The 22578-nt window shown below is 71.0% G+C and carries 9 protein-coding genes; 5 read left to right on the plus strand and 4 right to left on the minus strand.

Going from position 1 to position 22578, the window contains the following annotated elements; translation table 11 throughout:
* Nucleotides 1-24 precede the first annotated feature (24 nt).
* The 4 genes from SROS_RS16175 to pulA all read right to left on the minus strand — a co-directional run bounded on the left by SROS_RS16175 (nt 25) and on the right by pulA (nt 16237).
* On the minus strand, nt 25-4878 hold the full coding sequence (locus tag SROS_RS16175) for a non-ribosomal peptide synthetase (protein ID WP_012890018.1): 4854 nt from the start codon (nt 4876-4878) through the stop codon (nt 25-27).
* 292 nt (nt 4879-5170) lie between these two features.
* Nucleotides 5171-8164 (minus strand): carbohydrate binding domain-containing protein, encoded by a 2994-nt coding sequence (locus tag SROS_RS16180; RefSeq protein WP_012890019.1) that lies wholly within the window; start codon nt 8162-8164, stop codon nt 5171-5173.
* Nucleotides 8165-8289: 125 nt separating this feature from the next.
* A complete protein-coding gene (locus SROS_RS16185; RefSeq protein ID WP_012890020.1) occupies nt 8290-10329 on the minus strand; it encodes a carbohydrate-binding module family 20 domain-containing protein in 2040 nt (679 codons plus the stop codon).
* A 79-nt stretch (nt 10330-10408) separates the two neighbouring features.
* Nucleotides 10409-16237: a pullulanase-type alpha-1,6-glucosidase gene (gene pulA, locus SROS_RS48650; protein ID WP_012890021.1), complete on the minus strand. Its 5829-nt coding sequence runs from the start codon at nt 16235-16237 to the stop codon at nt 10409-10411.
* A gap of 365 nt (nt 16238-16602) precedes the next feature.
* On the opposite strand from pulA, the gene SROS_RS16195 reads away from it, so the two are divergent.
* The 5 genes from SROS_RS16195 to SROS_RS16215 are packed head-to-tail and all read left to right on the plus strand — an operon-like array spanning nt 16603 to nt 22501.
* Nucleotides 16603-17901 (plus strand): extracellular solute-binding protein, encoded by a 1299-nt coding sequence (locus tag SROS_RS16195; protein WP_245564655.1) that lies wholly within the window; start codon nt 16603-16605, stop codon nt 17899-17901.
* A 3-nt stretch (nt 17902-17904) separates the two neighbouring features.
* Complete coding sequence (locus tag SROS_RS16200; protein ID WP_012890023.1) at nt 17905-18921, plus strand: carbohydrate ABC transporter permease; 1017 nt, start codon at nt 17905-17907, stop codon at nt 18919-18921.
* Nucleotides 18918-19796, plus strand: coding sequence for a sugar ABC transporter permease (locus tag SROS_RS16205; RefSeq protein ID WP_012890024.1), 879 nt, complete (start codon nt 18918-18920; stop codon nt 19794-19796). Before SROS_RS16200 ends, SROS_RS16205 begins: the two co-directional genes overlap by 4 nt.
* Nucleotides 19797-19845: 49 nt before the next feature.
* Nucleotides 19846-21462, plus strand: a complete 1617-nt coding sequence (locus SROS_RS16210) for a glycoside hydrolase family 13 protein (protein ID WP_012890025.1) — start codon at nt 19846-19848, stop codon at nt 21460-21462.
* Entirely contained in the window at nt 21452-22501 is a 1050-nt protein-coding gene (locus tag SROS_RS16215) for a LacI family DNA-binding transcriptional regulator (RefSeq protein ID WP_012890026.1), read from the plus strand. Before SROS_RS16210 ends, SROS_RS16215 begins: the two co-directional genes overlap by 11 nt.
* Nucleotides 22502-22578: the final 77 nt, after the last annotated feature.

A 22578-nucleotide genomic window follows, 5' to 3' on the forward strand; every position in this document is an offset into this window, starting at 1 on the left:
TGCCGATGGTCTCGACAAGCTCGGTCATGAATCCGCCTCCAGGTCGGCCAGCAGCAGGACCTCAAGCCGTGCGGCGTAGTCGGCCAGCCTCCGCCGTTCGAACAGCAGGCGCACGGGCACCCGCAGGTCCAGGGCGGCGCTCAGCCGGGCCGTCACGAGGGCGACGGCCACGGAGTGACCGCCGAGTGCGAAGAAGTCGTCGTGCGCGCCGAGGTCGGAGCGGCCCAGCACGGCGGCCCACACCTCGGCGACCAGCAGCTCGGCCTCGGTGCTCGGCGACACCCGCGAGGCTTCACCGCCGGGTTCGGGCAGAGCGGTGCGGTCCACCTTGCCGGAGGCCGTGACGGGCAGAGCATCCAGGAGCACCCAGCGGCGGGGAACCATGTAGTCGGGGAGCCGGGAGCTCAGACGCCGCTCCAGCTCATCGGTGCCGGTCCCCGGCGGCGCGACGAGGTAGCCGACCAGGTGGTCGCCTCCGTACACGGTCACGACCGCGTCGGCGACGTTCTCGCGGAGCACGGTCTCGATCTCGCCCAGCTCGATCCGGTGGCCGCGGACCTTCACCTGCTGATCCCGGCGGCCGAGGAAGTCGAGCGTGCCGTCGGGCCGCCAGCGGGCCAGGTCGCCGGTACGGTAGCGGCGCCCGCCCAGCGGGTCCTCGGTGAAGGCCGCGGCGGTCAGCTCCGGCCGGCCCCGGTAACCCCTGGCCACGCCGGCGCCGCCGATCCACAGCTCGCCGGGCCTTCCGGCGGGCAGCACGCGGCCTGCCCGGTCGAGCACGTAGGCCCGCTCCCCGGCCAGTGGCGTGCCGATCGGCACCTGGTCGCCGACCGGGGCCGTGACCCGGAGCATGGTGGAGTAGATCGTGGTCTCGGTGGGGCCGTAGGCGTTCCACAGTTCGGCGACCCGCTCCAGCAGGTCACCGGCGAGGGCGGGGTCGAGCACCTCGCCGATGCTGACCACGCGCACGTCCCCGCCGCGCCAGCCGGAGGCGACCAGCATGCGCAGCGTCGTCGGGGTCGCGGTCATCAGCGTGACCCCCGCCTCCTCGATCCGCCGCGCGGCGGCCCGCCCGTCAAGCGCGTCGTCACGGCCCAGCAGCTCCAGCCGCAGGCCGTGGCAGAGGCTCACCCACAGGTCGAAGCCGAACACGTCGAACGAGAACGGTGTCAGGCCGAGCATCACGTCGTCGGGCCTGATCCCCGGGGCGATCGTCATCGAGGCGACGAACGCGGCGAGGTTGGCGTGGGTGACCTCGACGCCCTTGGGCCTGCCGGTGGAGCCGGAGGTGTAGAGGACGTAGGCGAGGTCGCGGGGTTCCACCCGTGAGGGATCAGCGGGATTCGCCCCGTCCTGTACGGCTTCCGCCGAGGGCAGTCCGGCCAGATCGACGACGGTGTCGCCGAGCTTCCCGGCCACCGCCAGCCCCTCGCCCGCCGCGATGATCATCTTGATGCCGGAGTCGTCGACCTGGTGGCGGAGCCGCCGGAGCGGGTGGCCGGGGTCGAGCGGAACGTAGGCGGCACCGGCGAGCAGCACGCCCAGCAGCGCCGCGGGGAGGTACCGGTCGCGGGGCAGGCATACGCCCACGCAGGCGCCCGCTGCCGTCGGGCCGAGCGCCGCGGCCACCCGTCGCGACCAGCCGGCCAGCTCGCCATAGGTGAGGACGCCGCCGGCGTCGACGACCGCCGGGGCGTGCGGGCGCCGTACCGCCTGCTCCAGCACCGCCTCCACCACGGTCCGCGGCACGTCGGCGGGCAGCGGCACGCCGGTCCCTGCGGCCAGCAGCGCCGCCCGCTCCTCGGCGCCGACCACCTCGAACGCCGACAGCGACCGGTCGGGGTGGGCCAGCGCGTCCACCAGCAGGCGGACCAGCCGGTCGGTGAGGATCTCGGCCCCGGCCCGGTCCAGATGCTCCACGTCGTACTCGACCTGGAGCTCGGGCCCGGCCGCCGTGGCGTTGACGTAAACGATCAGCGGCGCCTGGGCGCTGCCCGCGTCCAGCTCGCCGATCAGGTCCACGCCCACGCCCTCGCGCTCCAGGGAGAGGGGGACCTCCGTCGGCTGGATGGAGAGCGTGACAGGTGTCAGCACCGCGCCGGGCGGGCGCTCGACGCCGCCGGCCTCGGCCCGCTCCCACGCGGACAGCGCGCGGTGGTCCATCGCGCGGGCGGTCACGGCTCCCGCGTGCCGTACGGCCGCGCGCAGCGACAGCCCGTCCTCCAGGCGCAGCCGCACCGGCAGCACGTCGACCAGCACGCCGACCACGGCCTCCAGGCCGGGCTCGGCGCGATCGGCCACGGCGGCGCCGAGGATGACATCCCGCCGGTCGGTCAGCCCGGCGACCAGCATGCCGAGCACGGTCAGGTAGACGGCGAACGGGGTGGCGCCGCAGTCGGCCGCGAGTTCGCCGACCCGCGCGACCGTCGCCGGGTCGATCGGGCGAACCAGGCGCTCGCCGCGCAGGCGGCTGGGGTGGTCGTCCGGGCGGGGCAGCAGCTCGTACGGCGGGACCGCCCCGGCGAGCTCCTCGGCCCAGAAGGCCCGCAACGCCTCGGCGTCTCGGGCGGTCGCCTGCTCGCGCAGCGCGACATCGCCGAGCTGGAGCGGCGGCTCCGGGACGTCGCCGGAGCGGGTGAGCCCGTCGAGGAGCTCCCGCATGACGATCCCCAGCGACCAGCCGTCGAACGCGGTGTGATCGGTGAGGAGCACCAGCTCCGCGCTGTCCGGTCCCGACCACAGCAGGGTGGCCCGCAGCAGCGGCGACACCCGGGTGATGTCGAAGTCATGGGCGACCGCGGCCCGCCGCAGCGCGTCGGCCTCCTCCGCCGAAGCCGGGCGGTGCTCGTCCAGCGGCACCGCCACCGGCGGCCCGATCTCGACGGTCGCGTTGTCCACGACGACGGCGCGCAGCGCCTCGTGGCGGCGCACGATCGCGTCCAACGCGGCCCGCAGCGGCTCCGCCGAGGTGAGGCCGCGCAGCCCGAGCCGGAAGGCGATGGCGGTGGCGCCGGGGTTGTGGCTGACCTCGCGCAGCAGGAGCATGCCACGCTGGTCCTCGGTCAGCGGGTAGCCGATCCGCCCGGTATGGCGGACCAGCGGCGTCACGGCGGCCGGGGCGGCCTCGGCGACGTACGCCGCCAGCTCCGCGACCGTGGGCCGCGCCAGGAACGCCGTCAGCGGGACGTGGACCCCGAGCGCGTGCTCGACCCTGGCGCAGATCTTGGCGGCGGCCAGGGAGTGCCCGCCCAGGTCGAGGAAGTGGTCGTGGACGCCGACCCGCTCGGCGACGAGCACCTCGGCGGTGATGGCGGCGAGCCGCCGCTCGGTCTCGTCGCGGGGGGCGACGTACTCGTTCCCGGCTGCGTCCACGGTGGCGGAGGAGGCCGGGGTGGCGGAGTCCCGGGCGGAGGAGAACGTCACCGCGGGAAGCCGGGAGCGGTCGGCCTTCCCCGTGGGGCCCACGGGGATGGCGTCGAGGAACACGATCCTGGAGGGGATCATGTAGTCGGGCAGCCAGTCGCGCAACCAGAGCCGCAACCGCCCGTCGTCGAGGCCGGGACCGGCCGGTTCGACGTAGGCGACCAGCCGCCGGGTGCCCTCCTCGTCGATGGGGGCGAGCACGACGGCGTGGTTCACCAGCGGGTGGCGTACCAGCCTGCCCTGCACCTCGCCCAGCTCGACGCGGAAGCCCGCGACCTTCACCTGGTCGTCGATCCGCCCCTCGTAGAAGTGGACTCCGCCCTCTCTGCGGACCAGGTCGCCGGTGCGGTAGTGGCGCACGCCTCCGGCGTCGGTCACGAACCGCTCGGCGGTCAGCTCGGGCCGGTTCAGGTAACCCCGGCCGACCAGCGGACCGGCCACCCACAGCTCGCCGAGCTCGCCGTCGCCGAGCGCCTCGCCGCCGGCGCCGCGCACCGACAGCTCCGACCAGGCGTACGGCGTGCCGATCGGCGGCTCGCCCGTATGGTCCCTGGAGATCTCGTGAGCGCAGCAGTGCACGGTGCACTCGGTCGGCCCGTACAGGTTCACCATGCGCCGCACGCCGGGGTTGGCGAAGACGCGGTCGGCCAGCGCCCGGCTCACCGGCTCGCCGCTGGAGAGCACCGTGCGCACACCCGGGGGCAGCGGCTCCCGCAGCAGCGCGGTCAGCGCCGAGGCCGCCGCGCTGATCATCGTGACCTCGTCCCTGGCGGGCAGGGTGTGCAGTGCGAGGGGGTTCTCCGCCATGATCACCGTGCCGCCCAGCAGCAGGGGGAGGTAGAGCTGGGGGACGGACGGATCGAAGCAGACCGAGGTCGAGGCGAGGAACCCGGCCAGTTCCCCGGCGGTGAAGTGGTCGGCGTCCCAGCGCAGCAGCGTCATCACGTTGCGGTGTTCGATCACGACGCCCTTGGGGCGGCCGGTCGAGCCGGAGGTGTACATGACGTAGGCCAGGTCGGCCGGGTCGCTCGGCAGGTCCGGATCATCCTGCGAACGGTCACCGACCGTGTCCACCAGGATGAGGTCGCGCCCCGGCAGCCGCTCCGCCGGCGCCGCGGAGGTCACCACGTGTGACACTCCGGCGTCCTCGACGATGAACTCCAGGCGGTCGGCCGGATAGGCCGGGTCCAGCGGCACGTAGGCGGCGCCGGTCTTCCAGACGCCCAGCAGCGCCGCGATCAGCGTCTCGTCGCGGTTCAGGCACACGCCGACGGTCGAGCCTCGCCGTACTCCCCGGGAGACGAGTTCGTGTGCTATCCGGTTGGCCTGAGCGTTGAGGTCGGTGTAGGTCGTGCGGGTCGTCCCCGCGATGATCGCCGTGCGCTGCGGGGTCCGTCGCGCCTGCTGCTCGAAGGCCTTGTGGACAGGTTCGAGCAGGGCAAGTTTGCCAGCCACCTCTGGTCTCCTCTTGGCGTACGGAAAAGGGGGCATAGGCCGTACGACGGCAAGGGTGACAAAGGGTGTTCTGGCAAGGTAGGGCAAAGATCTTTTTGTTACCCGAACGGTATTGGTTAGGACAAATTACCCCCGAGTGGGCTTTCGATTACCCTGTGTGACATGGCGTCCCATAGTTCGCGCAGGCGGACAGCGCCGCGATGGGACACGTCGGTCACCTGCGCGTGGTCGCCGAGCGGGCCGGCGGCCCCGGGGGGTTCGCCGGCCGCCGTCGCGGCCGGCGAACCGTGTCCTACCTCAGGTACGGCCCCGCCGTACCGATCTTCCCGGGGGCCGGGTTGCCGGGCAGTGACAGGACGTAGGCCCGCAGGTTGCCTTTGCCGCCGCCGGCGATCGTGAGCGTCCCGCCGGTCACGGCCTTGCTGTCACCGGTGACCGCGTCGACGTAGGTGCCGTTCGGGATGCCGGTGAAGGTGGCGCCCCCGGAGACCGAGACCAGCACGAAGCTGTCCACCGCCCCCTGGGTGAAGCGGCGCTTGTAGGCCATCTGGCCCGTGACGCCCTCGGTCGAGTACTGCCCCTTCTGCAGTGCCGGGATGGCCCGGCGGATCTGGTTGAGCCGCTGCACGTGCTTGACCAGCGGCTTGTCCAGCGTCTGCGCCACCGCGCCGGTGGCCGAGGAGACGACGCCGAAGCCGGAGGCGGTGACGCTGCCCGCGAGGTGGTCGCCGTAGTAGGCGCGGCCGGTGGTCGCCAGCGGGCAGGTGGGCCCGCAGTCGATCCTCTGACCCTTCTGGAACTCGATCTCCGAGCCGTAGTAGAGCGTCGGGATGCCGCGGAAGGTCCACATCAGCGACATGTTCTCCGCCCACGCGTCGGTCCCGCCGGTGTAGCGCTCGTTGGACTTGTTGGGGCCGTAGTCGTGGGAGTCGACGTAGACGGTGTTGTAGGTGGCGTCGTTGTAGCTGTCGTCGGAGTCCTTGCCGTTGTTGAAGGCGTTGGGCGCGTCGCCGAAGTTCATGTGCATGCGCATGTCGATGACGTTCATGCCGGAGAACTTCGAGTGGTCGGGCGCGTGGTAGGCGTTGCCGCGCAGGAAGGCGTTGTCGGTGGTGGGCTGGTTGCCGGTGCCCATCAGGTTCTCGTAGTCGAACTGCTCGACGACCGCCCTGGCGTCGTCGGGGTTGAACTCCCTGCGCTCCTTCCAGGTGTAGAACTGCGCGGAGTGGTTGACCGAGCCGCGGTTCCACTTGTCGTTGACGAACGCCCCGACCTCGCCGAAGACGTAGAAGTCCTTGCCCTTGTCCCCGTGCGTGGCCACGGCGTGCTGCTGCAGGGCCGGCAGGAAGCGGCGGTTCCACACCAGCCGCGAGACGTGCACGGCGGTGTCGACGCGGAAGCCGTCGACGCCCATGTCGATGTACTTGTTGTAGGCGTCGATCAGGTAGTCCTGCACCGCCTTGTTCTCGGTGTTGAGGTCGGCCAGGTCGTCGTGGAGCCAGCAGCTCTTGGAGTCCGAGCCCTCCCAGTTGCCGATCCAGCACTGGTGATAGGACTCCGCGGGGAACATGCCCGAGGTAGGGCTGGGCCACTGGCAGTTGTGGATGGTGAAGCCCTCGGGGCTCTTCCACTGGGTGGGCGTGCCGTAGTCCCTGCAGGTGTTGCCCGCCGGGGCCGCGGTGGACCACAGGTCGCCGTTGTACGGCCTGCCCTTGGCCATCTCGTTCTGCCTGGCCGTCAGCTCCGGGTCGTCGCCCTGGTGCTCCTCCAGCGGGTCGTACTCCTTGCCCGGGACCTTCTCGCTGTAGAGCCACTTCCACTGCTCGTCACGCGCGCCCCACACCGGGGGGACGTACAACCCCTTGGCTCCCCAGCGGGAGCTGTGGTTGTAGACCACGTCCTGGAAGATCTTGATGCCCTTGGCGTGCGCCTTGTCGATCAGGTCCTGGTAGGTCGCGCCGGGGGTCTCCAGCCGCGTGTCGACACGGTGGAAGTCCCAGCCGTGGTAGCCGTGGAAGTCGTAGTCGGAGCGGTTGAGCACGACCGGGGTGATCCACAGAGCGGAGAAGCCGAGGCCCTTGATGTAGTCGAGCTTGTCGATCAGGCCCTTGAAGTCGCCGCGGAACATCGGGTCGTTGTTCCTGGCGTTGCCGGAGACGGTGTGCTGGCCGCCGCCGCGGTTGTTGGAGGTGTCGCCGTCGTTGAAGCGGGCGGTCATCACGAAGTAGATGGAGTCCTCGCGCGGGTCGCCGCCCAGTGGCGAGCCCTTGGCCGGTCCTGGCGGGGCGTCGCCGGTCTTCGCCGCCGCCTCGGGGCTCGCCCCGGACCGGTTGCCCGCCGCGTCGCGGGCCCTGACCGTGTAGGCGTAGGTGGTCTGCTCCTCCAGGCGGGCGTCGGTGTAGACGGTGTTGGTGCCCGTTGTGAGCGTCACCGGGGCCTCGGAGCCCTTCCTGCGGGTGATCTCGTAGCCGGTCACCGCGATGTCGTCGCCGGCCTCGTTCCAGCTCAGCTTGACGGTGGTGCCCTCCGCCGTGGCGGTCAGCCCGGTGGGGACGGAGGGGGCGGTGGTGTCCGGGGGTTCGGGGGTGCACGGCTCGGTGGCGTTCGCGCGCACCGCCCCGTCCTTGACGGTGGTCAGTCCGGTGCCGATGGCGTAGTCGGCGCCGTTGTTGTTGTCCCAGGTGCCGGAGCCGTTGTTGAAGGCGGCCTTGAGGCCGGTGGCGGTGCCGAGGTCGACGGTCTTCCTGGCCCAGTCGGCGCAGGCGGTCTCGTCCATGGCGACGCCGGGGACGGGGGTCCAGGTCCCGCCGGTGGGCTGGTAGTGGATGTTGGCGGCGCTCCAGCCCCTGGTCTTCTTGTGGAAGTAGACGACGGCCTGCTTGCCGGGCGGCTCGGTCGGTCCACCGCCGGGGCAGGGGTCGCCGGCGGTGACCTGGCCGCCGGAGACCTTCACGGCCCCGGCGCCGATGGTGTAGTCGCGGCCGCCGTTGTTGTCCCAGGTGCCGGAGCCGTTGTTGAAGGCGGCCTTGAGCCCGGTGGCGGTGCCGAGGTCGACGGTCTTCTTCTTCCAGCCCGCGCAGGCGGTCTCGTCCATGGCGACGCCGGGGACGGGGGTCCAGCTTCCGCCGGTGGGCTGGTAGTGGATGTTGGCGCCGGTCCAGGCGGTGGCGTAGTAGACGGTCACGCTGTTGGCCGCCAGCGCCGCCGAGAGCGGGACGGCGACGCCGGCCAGGCCGAGGACCGCGACGGTGAGCAGCCGGAGAGCGCGTCGGGGGGATGAGCGCATGGGGTCTCCTCCGTGTGAGGCTGTGGGGCGGTCCCGGGCTCACCGGAGCCCGGGACCGCGAGGGGGTGGCCCCGGGCTCACCGGAGCCCGGGACGGCCGGCCGGGCCGCGGCCCGGCCGCGATGCTCAGCGCCAGGTGTCGTCGCGCGTCACGGCGCCGCCGGACGGGGTGGTGAAGGAGCGGTTGGGGTCGCTCTCCCACGTCACCGAGCCGTCGGGGTTCTTCTTGACGTACTTGTAGGAGACCGCCGTGCCGGCCGGCAGGCTCACCGTGGCCTTCCAGACGGGGTAGCCGGCCGGCGACAGCGCCACGGCCTTGGCGGGGTCCCAGCCGCCCAGCTCCTCGACGTCGCCGACGACGAAGACGTTCTGGCCGTAGGAGGTCGTCACGTTCGCGTTGAAGGAGGCGGCGACCTCGCCCGGGTTCACCGTCGGGGTCGGGCTGGGGCCGGGACCGTCGCCGCAGGGGCTGGTGGCGCCCGCGGTCACGACGCCGCCCTTGACCGTGCTGACGCCCCTGCCGATGGTGTAGTCGCGGTCGCCGTTGTTGTCCCAGGTGCCGGAGCCGTTGTTGAAGGCGGCCTTGAGCCCGGTGGCGGTGCCGAGGTCGACGGTCTTCTTCTTCCAGCCGGCGCAGGCGGTCTCGTCCATGGCGACGCCGGGGACGGGGGTCCAGGTCCCGCCGGTGGGCTGGTAGTGGATGTTGGCGGCGGTCCAGGTGGTGGCGTAGTAGACGGTGGCGTCACCGGCCGGCGGGTCGGTGGGCCTGACGCCACCGGTGTGGATGGCGACCGCGCCCTTGGCGGGGACGGTCACCGAGGCGGTGCCGTTCGAGCCGACCGTCACCGAGCCGCCGCCCAGGTCGTCGGCGTAGGTCCCGGCGGGCAGGCCGGTGCTGAAGGTCCGGGTGACGGAGCCGCCCTCGTTGTTGATCGCGACCCAGCCCTTGCCGCCGCGGCTGAAGGCGATCACGTTGTTGCCGTTGTCGTACCAGTTGCCGACCGGGGTGCCCGCGACGGCCCGGTTGAAGCCGACCATCCCGCTCATCTGGCGGTGGAAGCAGGTCCACTGCCCGTTGCCGCAGTCGGCGTCGGTGACGAAGCCGCCGTTGGCCGACGGGGGGCCGCCCTCCCCGTTGTTCCAGGTGAAGCCGGAGTAGACGCGCGGCGTGCCGTACGGCCACGCCAGCATGAAGACGTTGGCCAGCTTGTAGGCGTCGCCGTACTTGTAGTTGAGGGTGGAGCCGTTGCGCTCGGTGTCGTGGTTGTCGACGAAAACCACGGCCTTGTCGCTGGGCACCGACAGGCCCCAGCTCTGGCCGAAGCTCTGCAGCCACTTGATCTGGCCGGTGAACTGCTCCTTCATCTTGCGGCCGTACACGAACTCGTGGACGTCGCCGATCCCGGTGTAGTGGCCCGGCTTGACCGCCTCGTTCGGGCCCTCGATGACCTCCTGGTGGATGTACGGCGAGCCCCTCAGCTTGGACTTGATCGCCGCCAGGTCGCCGGGGGCGATGTGCTTGGCGGCGTCGATGCGGAAGCCGTCCACGCCGAGGTCGGTCAGCTTGTTGAGGTAGCCGGCGATCTGGTTGCGGACGTACTCGGAGCCGGTGTTGAGGTCGGACAGGCCGACCAGCTCGCAGTTCTGCACCCGCCAGCCGTCGTTGACGTAGTCGCCGTCGTTGATCGAGCAGGTGGGGGAGTGGAAGTCCCAGGAGGAGTAGAGCCCGGGGTAGGAGTACTTGCCGAAGTCGTAGCCGCCGTAGCTCCTGCTGCCCTGGCCGGTCATGTGGTTGACGACCGCGTCGGCGTGGACCTTGACGCCCGCGTCGTGGCAGGCCCTGACCATGTTCCTGAACGCGTTCTCGTCGCCGAACTTGCTGTTCAGGGTGTAGCGGGCGGGCTGGTAGATGTCCCACCAGACCGAGCCGCCCTTGCTCATCGAGTCGCTGGGCGGGGAGACCTGGACCGCGCCGTACCCGGCGGGGCCGAGCACGTCGGTGCACTCGCGCGCGACCGAGTTCCAGTTCCAGTTCCACAGCTTGACGATCGGGCCGGGCGTGGGCGGTGCCGCCTGGGCGGGGGCGCTGAGCACCGCGGGCACCACCACGACGGCGCTTGCCAGGGCGCTCAACGCTGTGGTGACAATGACTTTGTAGGATCTCATGCGGGGGGCCTCCAGGGTTGTGGACGGGTTCCCTTGATCGGGCCGGGTGCTGCAACACCCGGCCCGAGCTCTTTTCCGGTCAGGAACGCACGAAGACGGCCACCGTGCGGGCCGGGACCGTCAGCGTGCCGGTGATGGGATCGAAGGCCGACTGCTTCACGACGGCGTCGTCGCCGGCCGTCTGGACGGGGTGGAGCGTCACCTGGGCGTCCTTCAGCGCGGTCACGGTCTGCGGCTGCGTTTCGGGGGTCGCGTTGAAGACGACGGTGATCGACTTCCAGCGCGGGTCGATGCCTGAGGCGTCCAGGTGCATGGTGACGACGCCCGGGGTCTCCGCGGCGCCGCTGGTGGGGAAGGTCAGCCGCTTCTGCACCTCGGCCAGGGAGCCGAGCGCGAAGGCGGGCGAGGAGGAACGGATCCTCAGCAGCTCGCCGTACCTGGCCCGCGCGGAGCCGATCGACGCGCAGTCGGGCCTGAGCGCCGGGTCGGCGAGCAGCGGCCTGGCGTAGGCCCACTTGTCCTCGTTGTCGGCCCTGGGCGGCAGGCCCGCGCCGAAGCCGTTGCCCTGCGAGCAGTCCCACAGCAGCCGGTTGAACCAGTCACCGGAGTCGAAGGAGTTGCGGTCGAGCGACTTCGAGCGCAGCCGCTCGCTGCCCGCGTGGACGAAGGAGGTGCCCTGCGCCAGCACGGCCGTGGCCAGGGAGAGCGACTGCATCCGCACCCGGTCGGCCATCGTGGTCGCCTGCGGCAGCTTGTAGGCCAGGGCGTCGAACAGCGTCTCGTTGTCGTGGGCGTCCACGTAGGTCACGACCTCGCCCGGCGAGGCGGTGTAGCCGGCCGGGGAGCCGTTGTAGTCGACCTCCGAGCCCTTGACCTGCCTGCCGCCGGAGGCGGTGAAGGTGTAGTCGCGCAGGTTGCCGGTGAGCCCCACCTTGATCAGGTCCTGGTAGCCCAGGAGGCGGGCCCGCTGCTGCTCGGCCGTGCCGTTGGCCGGCGATCCGTTGGGCGCTCCGGCCAGGCCCGAGCCGAAGCCCTGGACCCGGGGGTCGGCGTCGAAGGGGCTGCCGCCGCGCACCGCGTCACGCAGGCGGTCGCTGAAGGTGCCGATCCCGCTGCCGGCCATGTTGAGCTGGGTGGCCTGTTCGAAGCGGGCGTCTCCGGCCACCTCGCCGAAGTTCCAGCCCTCGCCGTACAGGATGATCGACTTGCCGTCCACGCCGTCCTTGGCGAGGGTCAGCCCGTCCAGGGCCTTGCGGACCGCGAGCATGTTCGCCTTCGGGTGGTGGCCCATCAGGTCGAACCGGAAGCCGTCCACCTTGTAGTCGCGGGCCCAGGTGACGACGGAGTCGACGACGAGCTTGCCCATCATCGCGTGCTCCGGCGCGGTGTTGGCGCAGCAGGTGGAGGTGGCCACGGCACCGTCGTCGAGCAGCCGGTGGTAGTAGCCGGGCACGATGCGGTCGAGCACCGAGGTGGGGTCCTGGCCGGCGGCGTGGGTGTGGTTGTAGACCACGTCCATGACCACCCGGAGCCCGGCTCCGTTCAGCCCCGCCACCATGCCCCGGAACTCCTTGATCCGGCCGGAGCCGTCCGGGTCGGACGCGTAGGAGCCCTCGGGCACGGTGTAGTGCCGCGGGTCGTATCCCCAGTTGAAGGCGTCCTTGGCCGCGACCTTCGCGACGCAGGCCTGCTGCTGGTCGGAGTCGGCGGGCATCGAGGCCAGGTCGCAGTCCGGCTCGGCGCGGTCGGCCTTCCTCTCCGGGACGGTCGCGATGTCGAAGACCGGCAGCAGGTGCACGTGGGTCAGGCCGTCCTCGGCGAGCTTGCGCAGCTCCTTCATCCCGGCGCCGTCCCCGGCGAACGCCGCGTAGGTGCCCCGCCGGTCCGCCGGGACCGAGGCGTCGGAGGCGGAGAAGTCACGCACGTGCAGCTCGTAGACCGACGCCCTGTCCTGGGTCACGGCCTGGGGCTTGGCCAGAGAGGACCAGCCGCCGGGCGCGAGGGACCGGTCGGACAGGTCCACCACCTGGCTGCGGACCGAGTCGGCGGCCAGCGACAGGCTGTAGGGGTCGGTCACCTCGTTGGTGACGACCTTGCCCGCCGCGGGCGAGTAGACCGTGACCAGGAAGGTGTAGTAGCGCCCCTTCCAGGAGGACAGGCCCCGCACCGACCAGACGCCGGTCTCGTCGTCGCGCCGCATCTCGTGGACGGTACGGCCGCCGCCCGCGGCGTCGCGGTGGAGCGCCAGCTCGACCTTCCGCGCGGTCGGCGCCCAGACCGACAACCTGGGGGTCCCGCGCCAGACCGGGCCGAGCTCGACGCCGGCCGCCTTGGCGTAGACGTCGTCGAGCACGCCGGGGATCTGCACGCCGGTGGCGGTGAGCAGCACACCCGAGGCGTCCCGCTCGACGGCCACGACCTGGCCGCGCAGGGCCTTACCGGTCAGGCCGGCGTCGCGCGGGTCCACCTTCAGCGCGGCGTAGCCGGCCAGGTGCGGCCACTTGGCCTTCTGGGCATCGGTGAGCTCGCCGGGGATCAGCCGGATGATCCGCAGGTCGCCGGTGAGGTCCCCCTTGGCGTAGGCGATGTCGCCCTTCTCCGAGAAGGCCAGGGAATGGTGGAGCGAGGCGGACGGCTCGACCTTCCAGGCTACGGTGTCCCGGTCGATCCAGTGGGCCGCCGACTTGCTCAGGTCGGCGGCCGCGCCGCGGGCCGGGGGCTGGGGCAGCAGGTGGCCCTCGGTGGCCGCCACCCGCCAGACCTCGTGGCCCGCGGCGGTGAGGTCCAGCGCCTGGTTGTCCGGCAGGTCCTTCTCGTCGCCCTTGTGGATGATGTAGCTCACGTTCTTCGCCCCCTCGGTCAGGGGGACGCGGAAGTGGACTCCGAACCCGTCCTCACCCGCCGGCTGGAGCGGGGTGGCCCACTCGGTGGGAGTGGCCACGTCACCCCACAGGTGTAGTCCCCAGCCTTCGTAATTCCCGTCCGGCCGGTGGTAATGCAGGATCGCGACGTTCTCGGCCGCGGCCCGGGTCGGATGGACCTTCGCCACACCCGAGCCGACGTAGGCGTCCGGCTGGAGGGCGGGGGTGAACGTCTGGTCGGGGCCGGGGTCCTTGGTGTCGCCCCTGTGGATGATGTGGTTCACCGGGGCTGAGGCGTTCTTCAGCGGGAGTTTCCAGAACACGCCGTAGGCGTCGGTGCCGTCCGGAGGGCGCGGCGCGGCCCACTCGGTGGGCACTCCGTCGGCCAGCCCGTCGCCCCACAGGTGCAGGCCCCAGCCCTGGTAGTTCCCGTCGGGGCGGCGGTAGTGGACGGTCGCGTAGCCCTGGGCCGCCGCGCGGGAGGCGTGGGTGGCGGGGTCGCCCGCCGCCAGCCAGACCTCGCCGGTCCTGGCCGGGTTGACGACGCGGTCGCCGCCGTCCTTCTCGTCGCCCTTGTGGACGATGATCCCGACGTTGGAGGCGCCGGGCTTCAGCTTGATCCAGGCGAACCTGCCGTAGGAGTCCTCGCCGGTCAGCGGGAGCGGGCTGCCCCACTCGGTCGGCTTGTCGACGTCGCCCCAGACGTGCAGGCCCCAGCCGTCGGCGTCCTCGCGCTGGTAGTGCACGACCAGCCAGTCGCGCTTGACCGCGCTGGGCTCCTCCTGGGCGGGCTCGGGGCCGACGGCGGCCGTCGCGGTCGCCGAGGCGAACCTGCCGGCGGAGTCCTTCACGACCGCCTTGTAGGCGATCTCCGTTCCCGCCGGGATGCCGCGCAGGTCGTGGAAGACGCGGAAGGTACGGCTCGCGCCCGGCACGGCGTTGGGCGCGTCGTCGGTGCCGAGCACCTTCCAGGAGCCGCCGCCCACCTTGGCGGCGAAGGTCACCTGGTCGAAGCCGGTTCCCGGCACGGTCGCGGTGACGGGGATCCGGCCGTCCTCGGCGGTCCCCCTGATCTCGGCGCCGGGCAGGGCGATCGACACCGCCGGGGTCGCCGCCGGGGCGGCGAGCCTCGCCGAGGCCCGGTAGACCACCGCCGACAGGGCCGGCACGGTCACCGCCAGCTTGGTGTCCGCACCCGTCGTGAGCGCCGCGGCGGCCTCGCCGTACACCTTGGTGAAGGCCACGTCCGCCGAGAAGGTCGGCACGTTCACGGCGGCCGGCTGCTCGGCGTTGTTGACCGCGACGACGTATTCGACCTGGGCTCTGGCGTCGATCCTGGAGAAGGCGTAGACGCCGCCCGCGGCGAGCCGCTCGACCTGGGCGCCGTCGGCCAGGGCCGGGTGGGCGTCACGGAGCCGGGCCAGGGCCGAGATGCCCTGGTAGAGCGGGTGGCCGGGGACGAAGTTGTCCTGGGCGTGGGTGGCCTCGGTGCCGATCAGGTCGTCGCTCAGGTAGCTGCCGGTCCGGGAGGCGAACATGGAGGCGCGGGCGTCCTGGTCGCCCCCCTTGCCGGTGAAGCCCTGCTCGTCGCCGTAGTAGACGACCGGCTGGCCCCGGGTGAGATACATCAGCTCGTGGGCGAGCAGGTCCCTGCGCAGGAGTTCGGAGTCGGCGGCGCCGGGGTTGTCCTGGGCGATGAACCTGCCGATGCGCCCCATGTCGTGGTTGCCGAGGAAGGTCGGCAGCGACGCCGCGTTGCCGTCGGCGTCGGTGTGGTGGTCGTCTCCGGCGAAGAGCTGGGCCAGCCTGGCGGCTCCGGCCGTACCGCCGCTGAAGGAGCGGGCGGCCTCCTGGAACGGGAAGTCCAGGGTGGCGTTCATCCCGCCGCGGGTGGAGTAGCGGCTGGTGAAGGCCGGCTCGCTGGAGTAGACCTCGCCGAACATGAAGAAGCGCTTGTTGCCGAGTCCGGCCGCGTAGCCGCGCAGGGCGGGGGAGAACCTCTCCCAGAACTCCATGTTGACGTGCTTGGCGGTGTCGATGCGGAAGCCGTCGAGACCGGTGTCGCGCACCCAGGTCTTGTAGATGTCGGTCATGCCCTTGACGACCTCGGGCCGTTCGGTCCACAGGTCGTCGAGGCCGAAGAAGTCGCCGTACTGGTCGTTCTCGCCGCTGAAGGTGGAGTCGCCCCGGTTGTGGTACATCGTCGGGTCGTTCAGCCAGGACGGGGTCTTGGCGTCCCCGGGCGCGACCGGCGTGTAGGGGAAGGAGCCGGTGCCGACCTCGGGGAAGGTGTCCCCGCCGGCGTATCGCCGGTCGTCGAACGGCGCGCCGCCGGCGTCTACGTAGGGGTAGGCCCCCTTCGACCGGTAGGAGTAGGTCTTCTCCCGGTAGTCGATCACGTCGGCGGTGTGGTTGGTGATGATGTCGAAGAAGACCTTCATCCCGCGCCGGTGCGCCTCGCGCACGAGCTGCTTCATCTGGGCGTTCGTGCCCAGGTGCGGGTCGATCCGGGTGAAGTCGGTGATCCAGTAGCCGTGGTAGCCGGCCGAGACGTTCGCGCCCGTGCCCTGGACGGGACGGTTCCGGAACGCCGGGGTGATCCAGATCGCGGTGCTGCCGAGGTTCTTGACGTAGTCGAGCTTCCCGAGCAGTCCCTTGAGGTCGCCGCCCTGGTAGAAGCCCTTGTGCGTGGGGTCGTAGCCGGTGGCGTCCCGGTCTCCGGACAGCCCGCCCCGGTCGTTGCCGGTGTCGCCGTTGGCGAACCGGTCGGTCATCGCGAAGTAGAAGCGCTCGCGGCTCAGGTCGGCGCGGAGCGCGTCCCGGGCGAGGTCGCGGTCGGAGGGCCCCGCCGTACGGCTCAGCTCGGAGACCACGGGGGAGGCGGGCGGCTGTGGCGCCGTCACGGCTCCGGCGGGCAGGGCCGGTCGCCGTGCTTCGGCGGCGGCGGGGGGGAGGGGTGCGGCGAGGGGGATGATCAGGGCCGCCGTGAGGACGGCACCCGACAGGAGGGTCGCTCTCGCGCGTCGTGGGAGGAGTGGCCAGACCACCGGGGGGCCTCCGCGGAGTTGTTTCGAGGGTGTTGCCCGGAAGTTACTCACTGGACATGATCTATGCAATCCCTTGCCGAAACTTTCTGAATTGTAATGATTTCAGGGGGTGCTGGAGGGGGCCGCGTCCCGCCCGGAGGTCACCTGGTGAGGCAGATGTGCCGTCTGAGCTGCATTTGCCGTCAGTAGCACCGGCAATGGAGGGGTTGTCGCACCCTGTCCCCTTGGCGGAGTATGTAACAACTTTGCAGACTCTTGCAGAAACTTCTTCCAATGCGGTTCACGGCGGCGTAACGTCCGGCGTACTCCAAACCCGGCCCGGTGGCTTCCCCCGTCCGGACCGGTCCCCTGAGCTATGAGGAGAAATGATGCGGCGAGCCTTCTCGGCTGCGACGATCGTCGCGGCACTCGCCCTGGCGGTCTCCGCCTGTGGTGGCGGCGACAGTGGTTCGGCGGCGGCCCCCGCCCAGTCCGCCGCGGCCGACCCGTCGAAGATCAGCGGTGAGATCACCTGGTGGGACACCGTCCGGCCGGACAGTGAGGGGCCGACGTTCCAGGCGCTCATCAACGAATTCCAGGCGAAGTACCCCAATATCAAGGTCAAGTACGTCAACGTCCCCTCGGACCAGGCGCAGAACAAGTTCCAGACCGCGGCGCAGGCCGGCAGCGGGGCGCCGGACGTGATCCGCTCCGAGGTCGCCTGGACCCCCCAGTTCGCCTCCCTCGGCTACCTCCAGCCGCTGGACGGCACGCGCGCCGTGGAGAACGAGTCCGACTTCCTGCCGAGCCCGCTGAGCAGCACCAAGTACAACGGCAAGGCCTACGCGGTACCGCAGGTCACCGACACCCTGGCGCTGCTGTACAACAAGAAGCTGCTCAAGGAGGCCGGCTGGGAGAAGGCGCCCACCACGCTCGAGGAGCTGAAGAAGGCCGCGCTCGACGTCAAGGAGAAGGCCGGCGTCAGCGGCATCGCGCTCAACGTCGACGCCTACTTCCTGCTGCCCTTCATGTACGGCGAGGGCGGTGACCTCCTCGACGTCCAGAACAAGAAGATCGCCGTCAACTCCCCGGCCAACGTCAAGGCCATGGCGGCGGTCGACGACCTGATCAAGTCCGGTGCCGCGCCCAAGCCCGCGATCCAGGACAGCTACGCCAACGCCATGACCGCCCTGAAGGACGGCAAGGCCGCGATGATCTACAACGGCCCCTGGGCGCTGTCGGAGATCTACCAGGGCAAGGAGTTCAAGGACAAGGAGAACCTCGGCATCGCCCCCGTCCCCGCGGGGTCGGTCAAAGCAGGCGCTCCCACCGGCGGCTGGAACTACGCCATCTACGCCGGTTCCAAGAACCTCGACGCCTCCTACGAGTTCGTCCGCTTCATGAGCACCCCCGAGGCCCAGGCCAAGGTCGCCAAGGAGATCAGCCTCCTGCCGACCCGCGCCTCCGCCTACGACAACCCCGACGTCCAGGGCAACAAGGACGTCGCCACCTTCAAGCCGATCCTCGACACCGCGGTCGCGCGTCCGTGGATCCCCGAGGGCGGCCAGCTCTTCCAGCCCCTCCTTGAGGGTTACCAGTCCCTGGTCGGCGGAAAGTCCTCGCCCGAGGACCTGGTCAAGTCGGTGGACGAGAAGTACCGCGGCATCTTCAAGGACTGGAGCTGATCCGTGGCGACTTCCACTGGGCGTGTGACCGGCACGGCCAGGGACCGGGCCGCGGGCGCCGCTGACGGCGCCCGCGGCCGGGGCCGCCCCAAGAAGGCCGGCCCGGTCCGGCGGTCGATGTCGCAGTACTGGTACGCCTGGGCCATGGTCGCGCCGGTCGTCGTGGTCACCGCCGCGCTGATCGGCTGGCCGCTGGTCCGGGGCGTGTACCTGTCCCTGACCGACGCCACCGAGGCCACGATGGGCCGGACCATCGGCGTCAACGTGATCCCCTCGACCTATGAGTTCACCGGGCTCGGCAACTACGTCGACATCCTCACCAGCGGCCTGTTCTGGGACAAGCTGACCTGGACGATCGTGTGGACCGTCGCCTGCGTCGGGCTCCACTACGGTCTCGGTCTCGGCCTGGCCCTGCTGCTCAACCGGAAGATGCGCTTCCGCTCGGCCTACCGGCTGATGCTGATCCTGCCGTGGGCGATCCCGCCCTTCGTCGCCGCGTTCATCTGGCGCTACCTCTACAACAGCGACTACGGCGTCATCAACGCGATGCTGAAGGCGGCGGGCCTGGGCGCGGTCGGCTGGCTCGACGACCCGACCACGGCGAAGATCGCGGTCATCGCGGTCAACGTCTGGGTGGGCGTGCCGTTCATGATGGTGGCCATGCTCGGCGGGCTCCAGTCGATCCCCGGTGAGCTCTACGAGGCGGCCGAGGTGGACGGCGCCACGCCGTGGCAGCGCTTCCGCCACATCACCGTCCCCGGCCTGCGTACCGTCTCCAGCACCGTCGTCCTGCTGGGCACGATCTGGACGTTCAACATGTTCCCGCTGATCTTCCTGATCACCGGCGGAGGCCCGGGAAGCTCCACGGAGATCCTGGTGACCTACGCCTACCGCGAGGCCTTCACCGGCATCCGCAACTACTCGGGCTCGGCGGCATGGGGAGTGATCATCCTTCTGCTCCTCGTCGTGATGGCCCTGGTCTACCGCCGCGCGCTGCGCAAGCAAGGGGAGGTCTGGTGAGCACCGCCACCGCAGGTCCCGCGAGGCGCCGGCGCGCCCGCAGCCGCGAGGAGCGCAGCATCGGCAGCTCGATCCTGCTGCACGGCACGCTCATCGCCGCGTCTCTCATCGCGCTGTTCCCCATCGTGTGGCTGATCCTGACCTCGCTCAAGCCGCGCGACGGCTGGCTCTCCAGCGAACTGAAGTTCTTCGACAACTCGTCGCTGGACAACTACGCCCGGGTGCTGACCGAGACGCAGTTCCCGAACTGGCTGCTCAACTCCGTGATCATCGCGGGGCTGACCACGGTCATCGGCGTGTTCCTGGCCTCGACGACCGGGTACGCGATCAGCCGCTTCCGGTTCCCGGGCTACCGCGGCGTCATGTGGATGCTGCTGATCACCCAGATGTTCCCGGTGGCGATCCTGATCGTGCCGCTCTACAACCTGATGGCGGGTCTCGGGCTGCTCAACCAGATCCCGGGCCTGGTCATCGCCTACATGACCGTGGCGGTCCCGTTCTGCGCATGGATGATGAAGGGCTACTTCGACTCCATCCCGCGCGAGATCGACCAGGCCGGCATGATCGACGGGCTGACCCCGTTCGGCACCTTCTGGCGGGTCATCCTGCCGCTGGCCCGGCCGAGCATCGCGGTCACCGCGTTCTACTCCTTCATGACCGCCTGGGGCGAGGTCGCCTACGCCTCGGTCTTCATGACGGGGGAGGAGACGCGCACCCTCGCGGCGGGCCTGCAGCAGTTCGTCGGCCAGCACTGGTCCGACTGGGGCCTGCTGACCGCCTCGGCCGTGCTGATCGCGCTGCCCGCGGCGGTCGTCTTCCTGCTGGTCCAGCGTCACCTGGTCGCCGGGCTCACGGCCGGCGCCACCAAGTCGTAACACCATCGTGCTATCACGTCCTGACATGTCACTTGATCGGGGGACCAATATGACCGAGCTCGTCCACGCGGACCATGCCAGCGAGACCGCCACCCGGTGGTGGCGCGACGCGGTGATCTACCAGGTCTACGTGCGCAGCTTCGCCGACGGCAACGGTGACGGGATCGGCGACCTGCTGGGCGTGCGGAGCCGGCTGCGGTATCTGGCCGATCTGGGGGTCGACGCCATCTGGCTGACCCCGTTCTACACCTCGCCGATGGCCGACTTCGGCTACGACGTGGCGGACTACCGGGACGTCGACCCCATCTTCGGGTCGCTGGGCGACGCCAGGGCCCTGATCGACGACGCGCACCGGCACGGCCTGCGGGTGATCGTCGACGTCGTGCCCAACCACACCTCCGACCGGCACGTGTGGTTCCAGCAGGCCCTGGCCGCCGGGCCCGGCAGCCCCGAGCGGGAGCGTTACATCTTCCGCCAGGGCAAGGGGGAGAACGGGGAGCTGCCCCCGAACGACTGGGAGTCGGTCTTCGGCGGCCCCGCCTGGACCAGGTTGCCCGACGGCGAGTGGTACCTGCGCCTGTTCGCCCCCGAACAGCCCGACCTGAACTGGGACAACCCCGAGGTTCACGCGGAGTTCGAGTCGGTCCTGCGCTTCTGGCTCGACCTGGGCGTGGACGGCTTCCGCGTCGACGTGGCGCACGGCATGGTCAAGGCCGACGGCCTGCCCGACGTCGGCCACCCCGACCAGGTCCGGATGATCGGTTCCGACGTGGTCCCGTTCTTCGACCAGGACGGCGTGCACGAGATCCACCGCGGCTGGCGCAGGCTGCTCGACTCCTACCCGGGCGAGAGGATCGGCGTCGCCGAGGCGTGGGCGCCGTCCCCGCAGCGGCTGGCCAACTACGTCCGCCCGGACGAGCTGCACCAGGCGTTCAACTTCCACTTCCTGAACACCCCGTGGGACGCGGCCGGGTTCCGCACGGTGATCCAGGAGTCGCTCGCCACGGCCGGACTGGTCGGCGCGCCCAGCACCTGGGTGCTGTCCAACCACGACGTCAAGCGGCACCTGACCCGCTACGGCGGCGGCGAGATCGGCCTGCGCCGCTCCCGCGCCGCGGCCCTGCTGACGCTCTCCCTGCCCGGCTCGACCTACGTCTACCAGGGCGAGGAGCTCGGGCTGCCGGAGGTCCTCGACCTGCCGGAGGAGTTCCTGCGCGACCCGCAGCGGCTGCGCAACCCCGACGACGGCCGCGACGGCTGCCGGGTCCCCATCCCGTGGGCCGACGTCGAGCCGCACTTCGGCTTCAGCCTGCCAGGCATCGAGGAGTCATGGCTGCCCATGCCCGCCTCCTGGGGACCGCTCAGCGTCCAGTCCCAGCTGCGCGACCCGCTCTCCACGCTGCACCTCTACCGGACGGCGCTGGAGATCAGGCGGGACCGCCGCTCCTTCGGCGACGCGCCGCTGACCTGGCTGGACTCACCCGAGGGCACGCTGGCCTTCACCCGGGGCGACGGCTTCGCCTGCACGCTCAACCTGACCGGCGAGCCGGTCGAGCTGCCCGCGCCCGGACGGGTCCTGCTGGCCAGCGAGGAACCGGTCGTCGACGGCGACACGGTACGGCTCGCCCCCGACTCCGCGGTCTGGTGGGAACGCGATGCCGTATAGCGGCGGCCCGCCGGGCAACGGCGCGGCCCGGCTGACCGACATCGCCGCGCAGGCGGGGGTGAGCGAGGCCACGGTCAGCCGGGTGCTCAACGGCAAGCCGGGCGTCTCGGCCGTCACCCGGCAGGCCGTCCTGGCCGCGCTGGACGTCATGGGCTACGAGCGGCCGCAGCGGCTGCGCCAGCGCAGCAACGGGCTGATCGGCCTGGTCACGCCGGAGCTGGACAACCCGATCTTCCCGGCGTTCGCCCAGGCCTTCGAGAAGGCGCTGACCCAGCACGGCTACACCCCGCTGCTGTGCACCCAGCTCCCCGGCGGAGCGGTGGAGGACGAGTTCACCGAGCTGCTCGTGGAGCGCGGGGTCAGCGGCATCATCTTCGTCTCCGGGCTGCACGCCGACATCACTGCGCGCTCCGACCGCTACACCCAGCTCATCGGGCAGGGCGTGCCCATCGTCCTGCTCAACGGGCACGCCGGCGACGTCCCGGCGCCGTTCATCTCCCCGGACGACCGGGCCGCCGCGCGGCTGGCCGTACAGCATCTGGTGGATCTCGGGCACGAGCGGATCGGCCTGGCCGTCGGCCCCGGCCGGTTCGTGCCGGTGATCCGCAAGATCGAGGGTTACCGGCAGGCGATGGCGCAGTTGCTGGGGGCGGGCGAGGTGGATGAGCTGATCTCGCATTCGCTGTTCTCGGTTGAGGGGGGTCAGGCGGCGGCGGCGCAGTTGCTGGAGCGGGGGTGCACGGGCATCGTGTGCGCCTCGGATCTGATGGCGCTGGGGGCGATCCGGGCGTGCCGGGATCGGGGGTTGTCGGTTCCGGCGGACGTGTCGGTGGTGGGGTTCGACGACTCGCCGCTGATCGCCTTCACCGACCCGCCGCTGACCACCGTGCGCCAGCCCGTCCAGTCGATGGTGACCGCCGCGGTGCACACCCTGCTGGAGGCCGTCTCCGGCGCGCCCATGCAGCACTCCGAGCTGATCTTCCAGCCGGAGTTCATCGTGCGGGGCTCGACGGGCTCGGGCCCGAAGATCCTCCGCTGACCCCTTCCCCTCCCGCCGGACCGGCCGTTCCGGCGGGTCCGGTCGGTCTCTCGCCTCGATATGGTGATCATCCGGGC

It is taken from the genome of Streptosporangium roseum DSM 43021, from assembly GCF_000024865.1.
In the GTDB taxonomy this organism is placed as follows: domain Bacteria; phylum Actinomycetota; class Actinomycetes; order Streptosporangiales; family Streptosporangiaceae; genus Streptosporangium; species Streptosporangium roseum.

Bases quoted from the DNA above. Each gene is read 5' to 3' on its own strand.
- SROS_RS16180 (WP_012890019.1), bottom strand. From the start codon at position 8,164: ATGCGCTCATCCCCCCGACGCGCTCTCCGGCTGCTCACCGTCGCGGTC.
- SROS_RS16185 (WP_012890020.1), bottom strand. From the start codon at position 10,329: ATGAGATCCTACAAAGTCATTGTCACCACAGCGTTGAGCGCCCTGGCA.
- SROS_RS16195 (WP_245564655.1), top strand. From the start codon at position 16,603: ATGATGCGGCGAGCCTTCTCGGCTGCGACGATCGTCGCGGCACTCGCC.
- SROS_RS16210 (WP_012890025.1), top strand. From the start codon at position 19,846: ATGACCGAGCTCGTCCACGCGGACCATGCCAGCGAGACCGCCACCCGG.
- SROS_RS16215 (WP_012890026.1), top strand. From the start codon at position 21,452: ATGCCGTATAGCGGCGGCCCGCCGGGCAACGGCGCGGCCCGGCTGACC.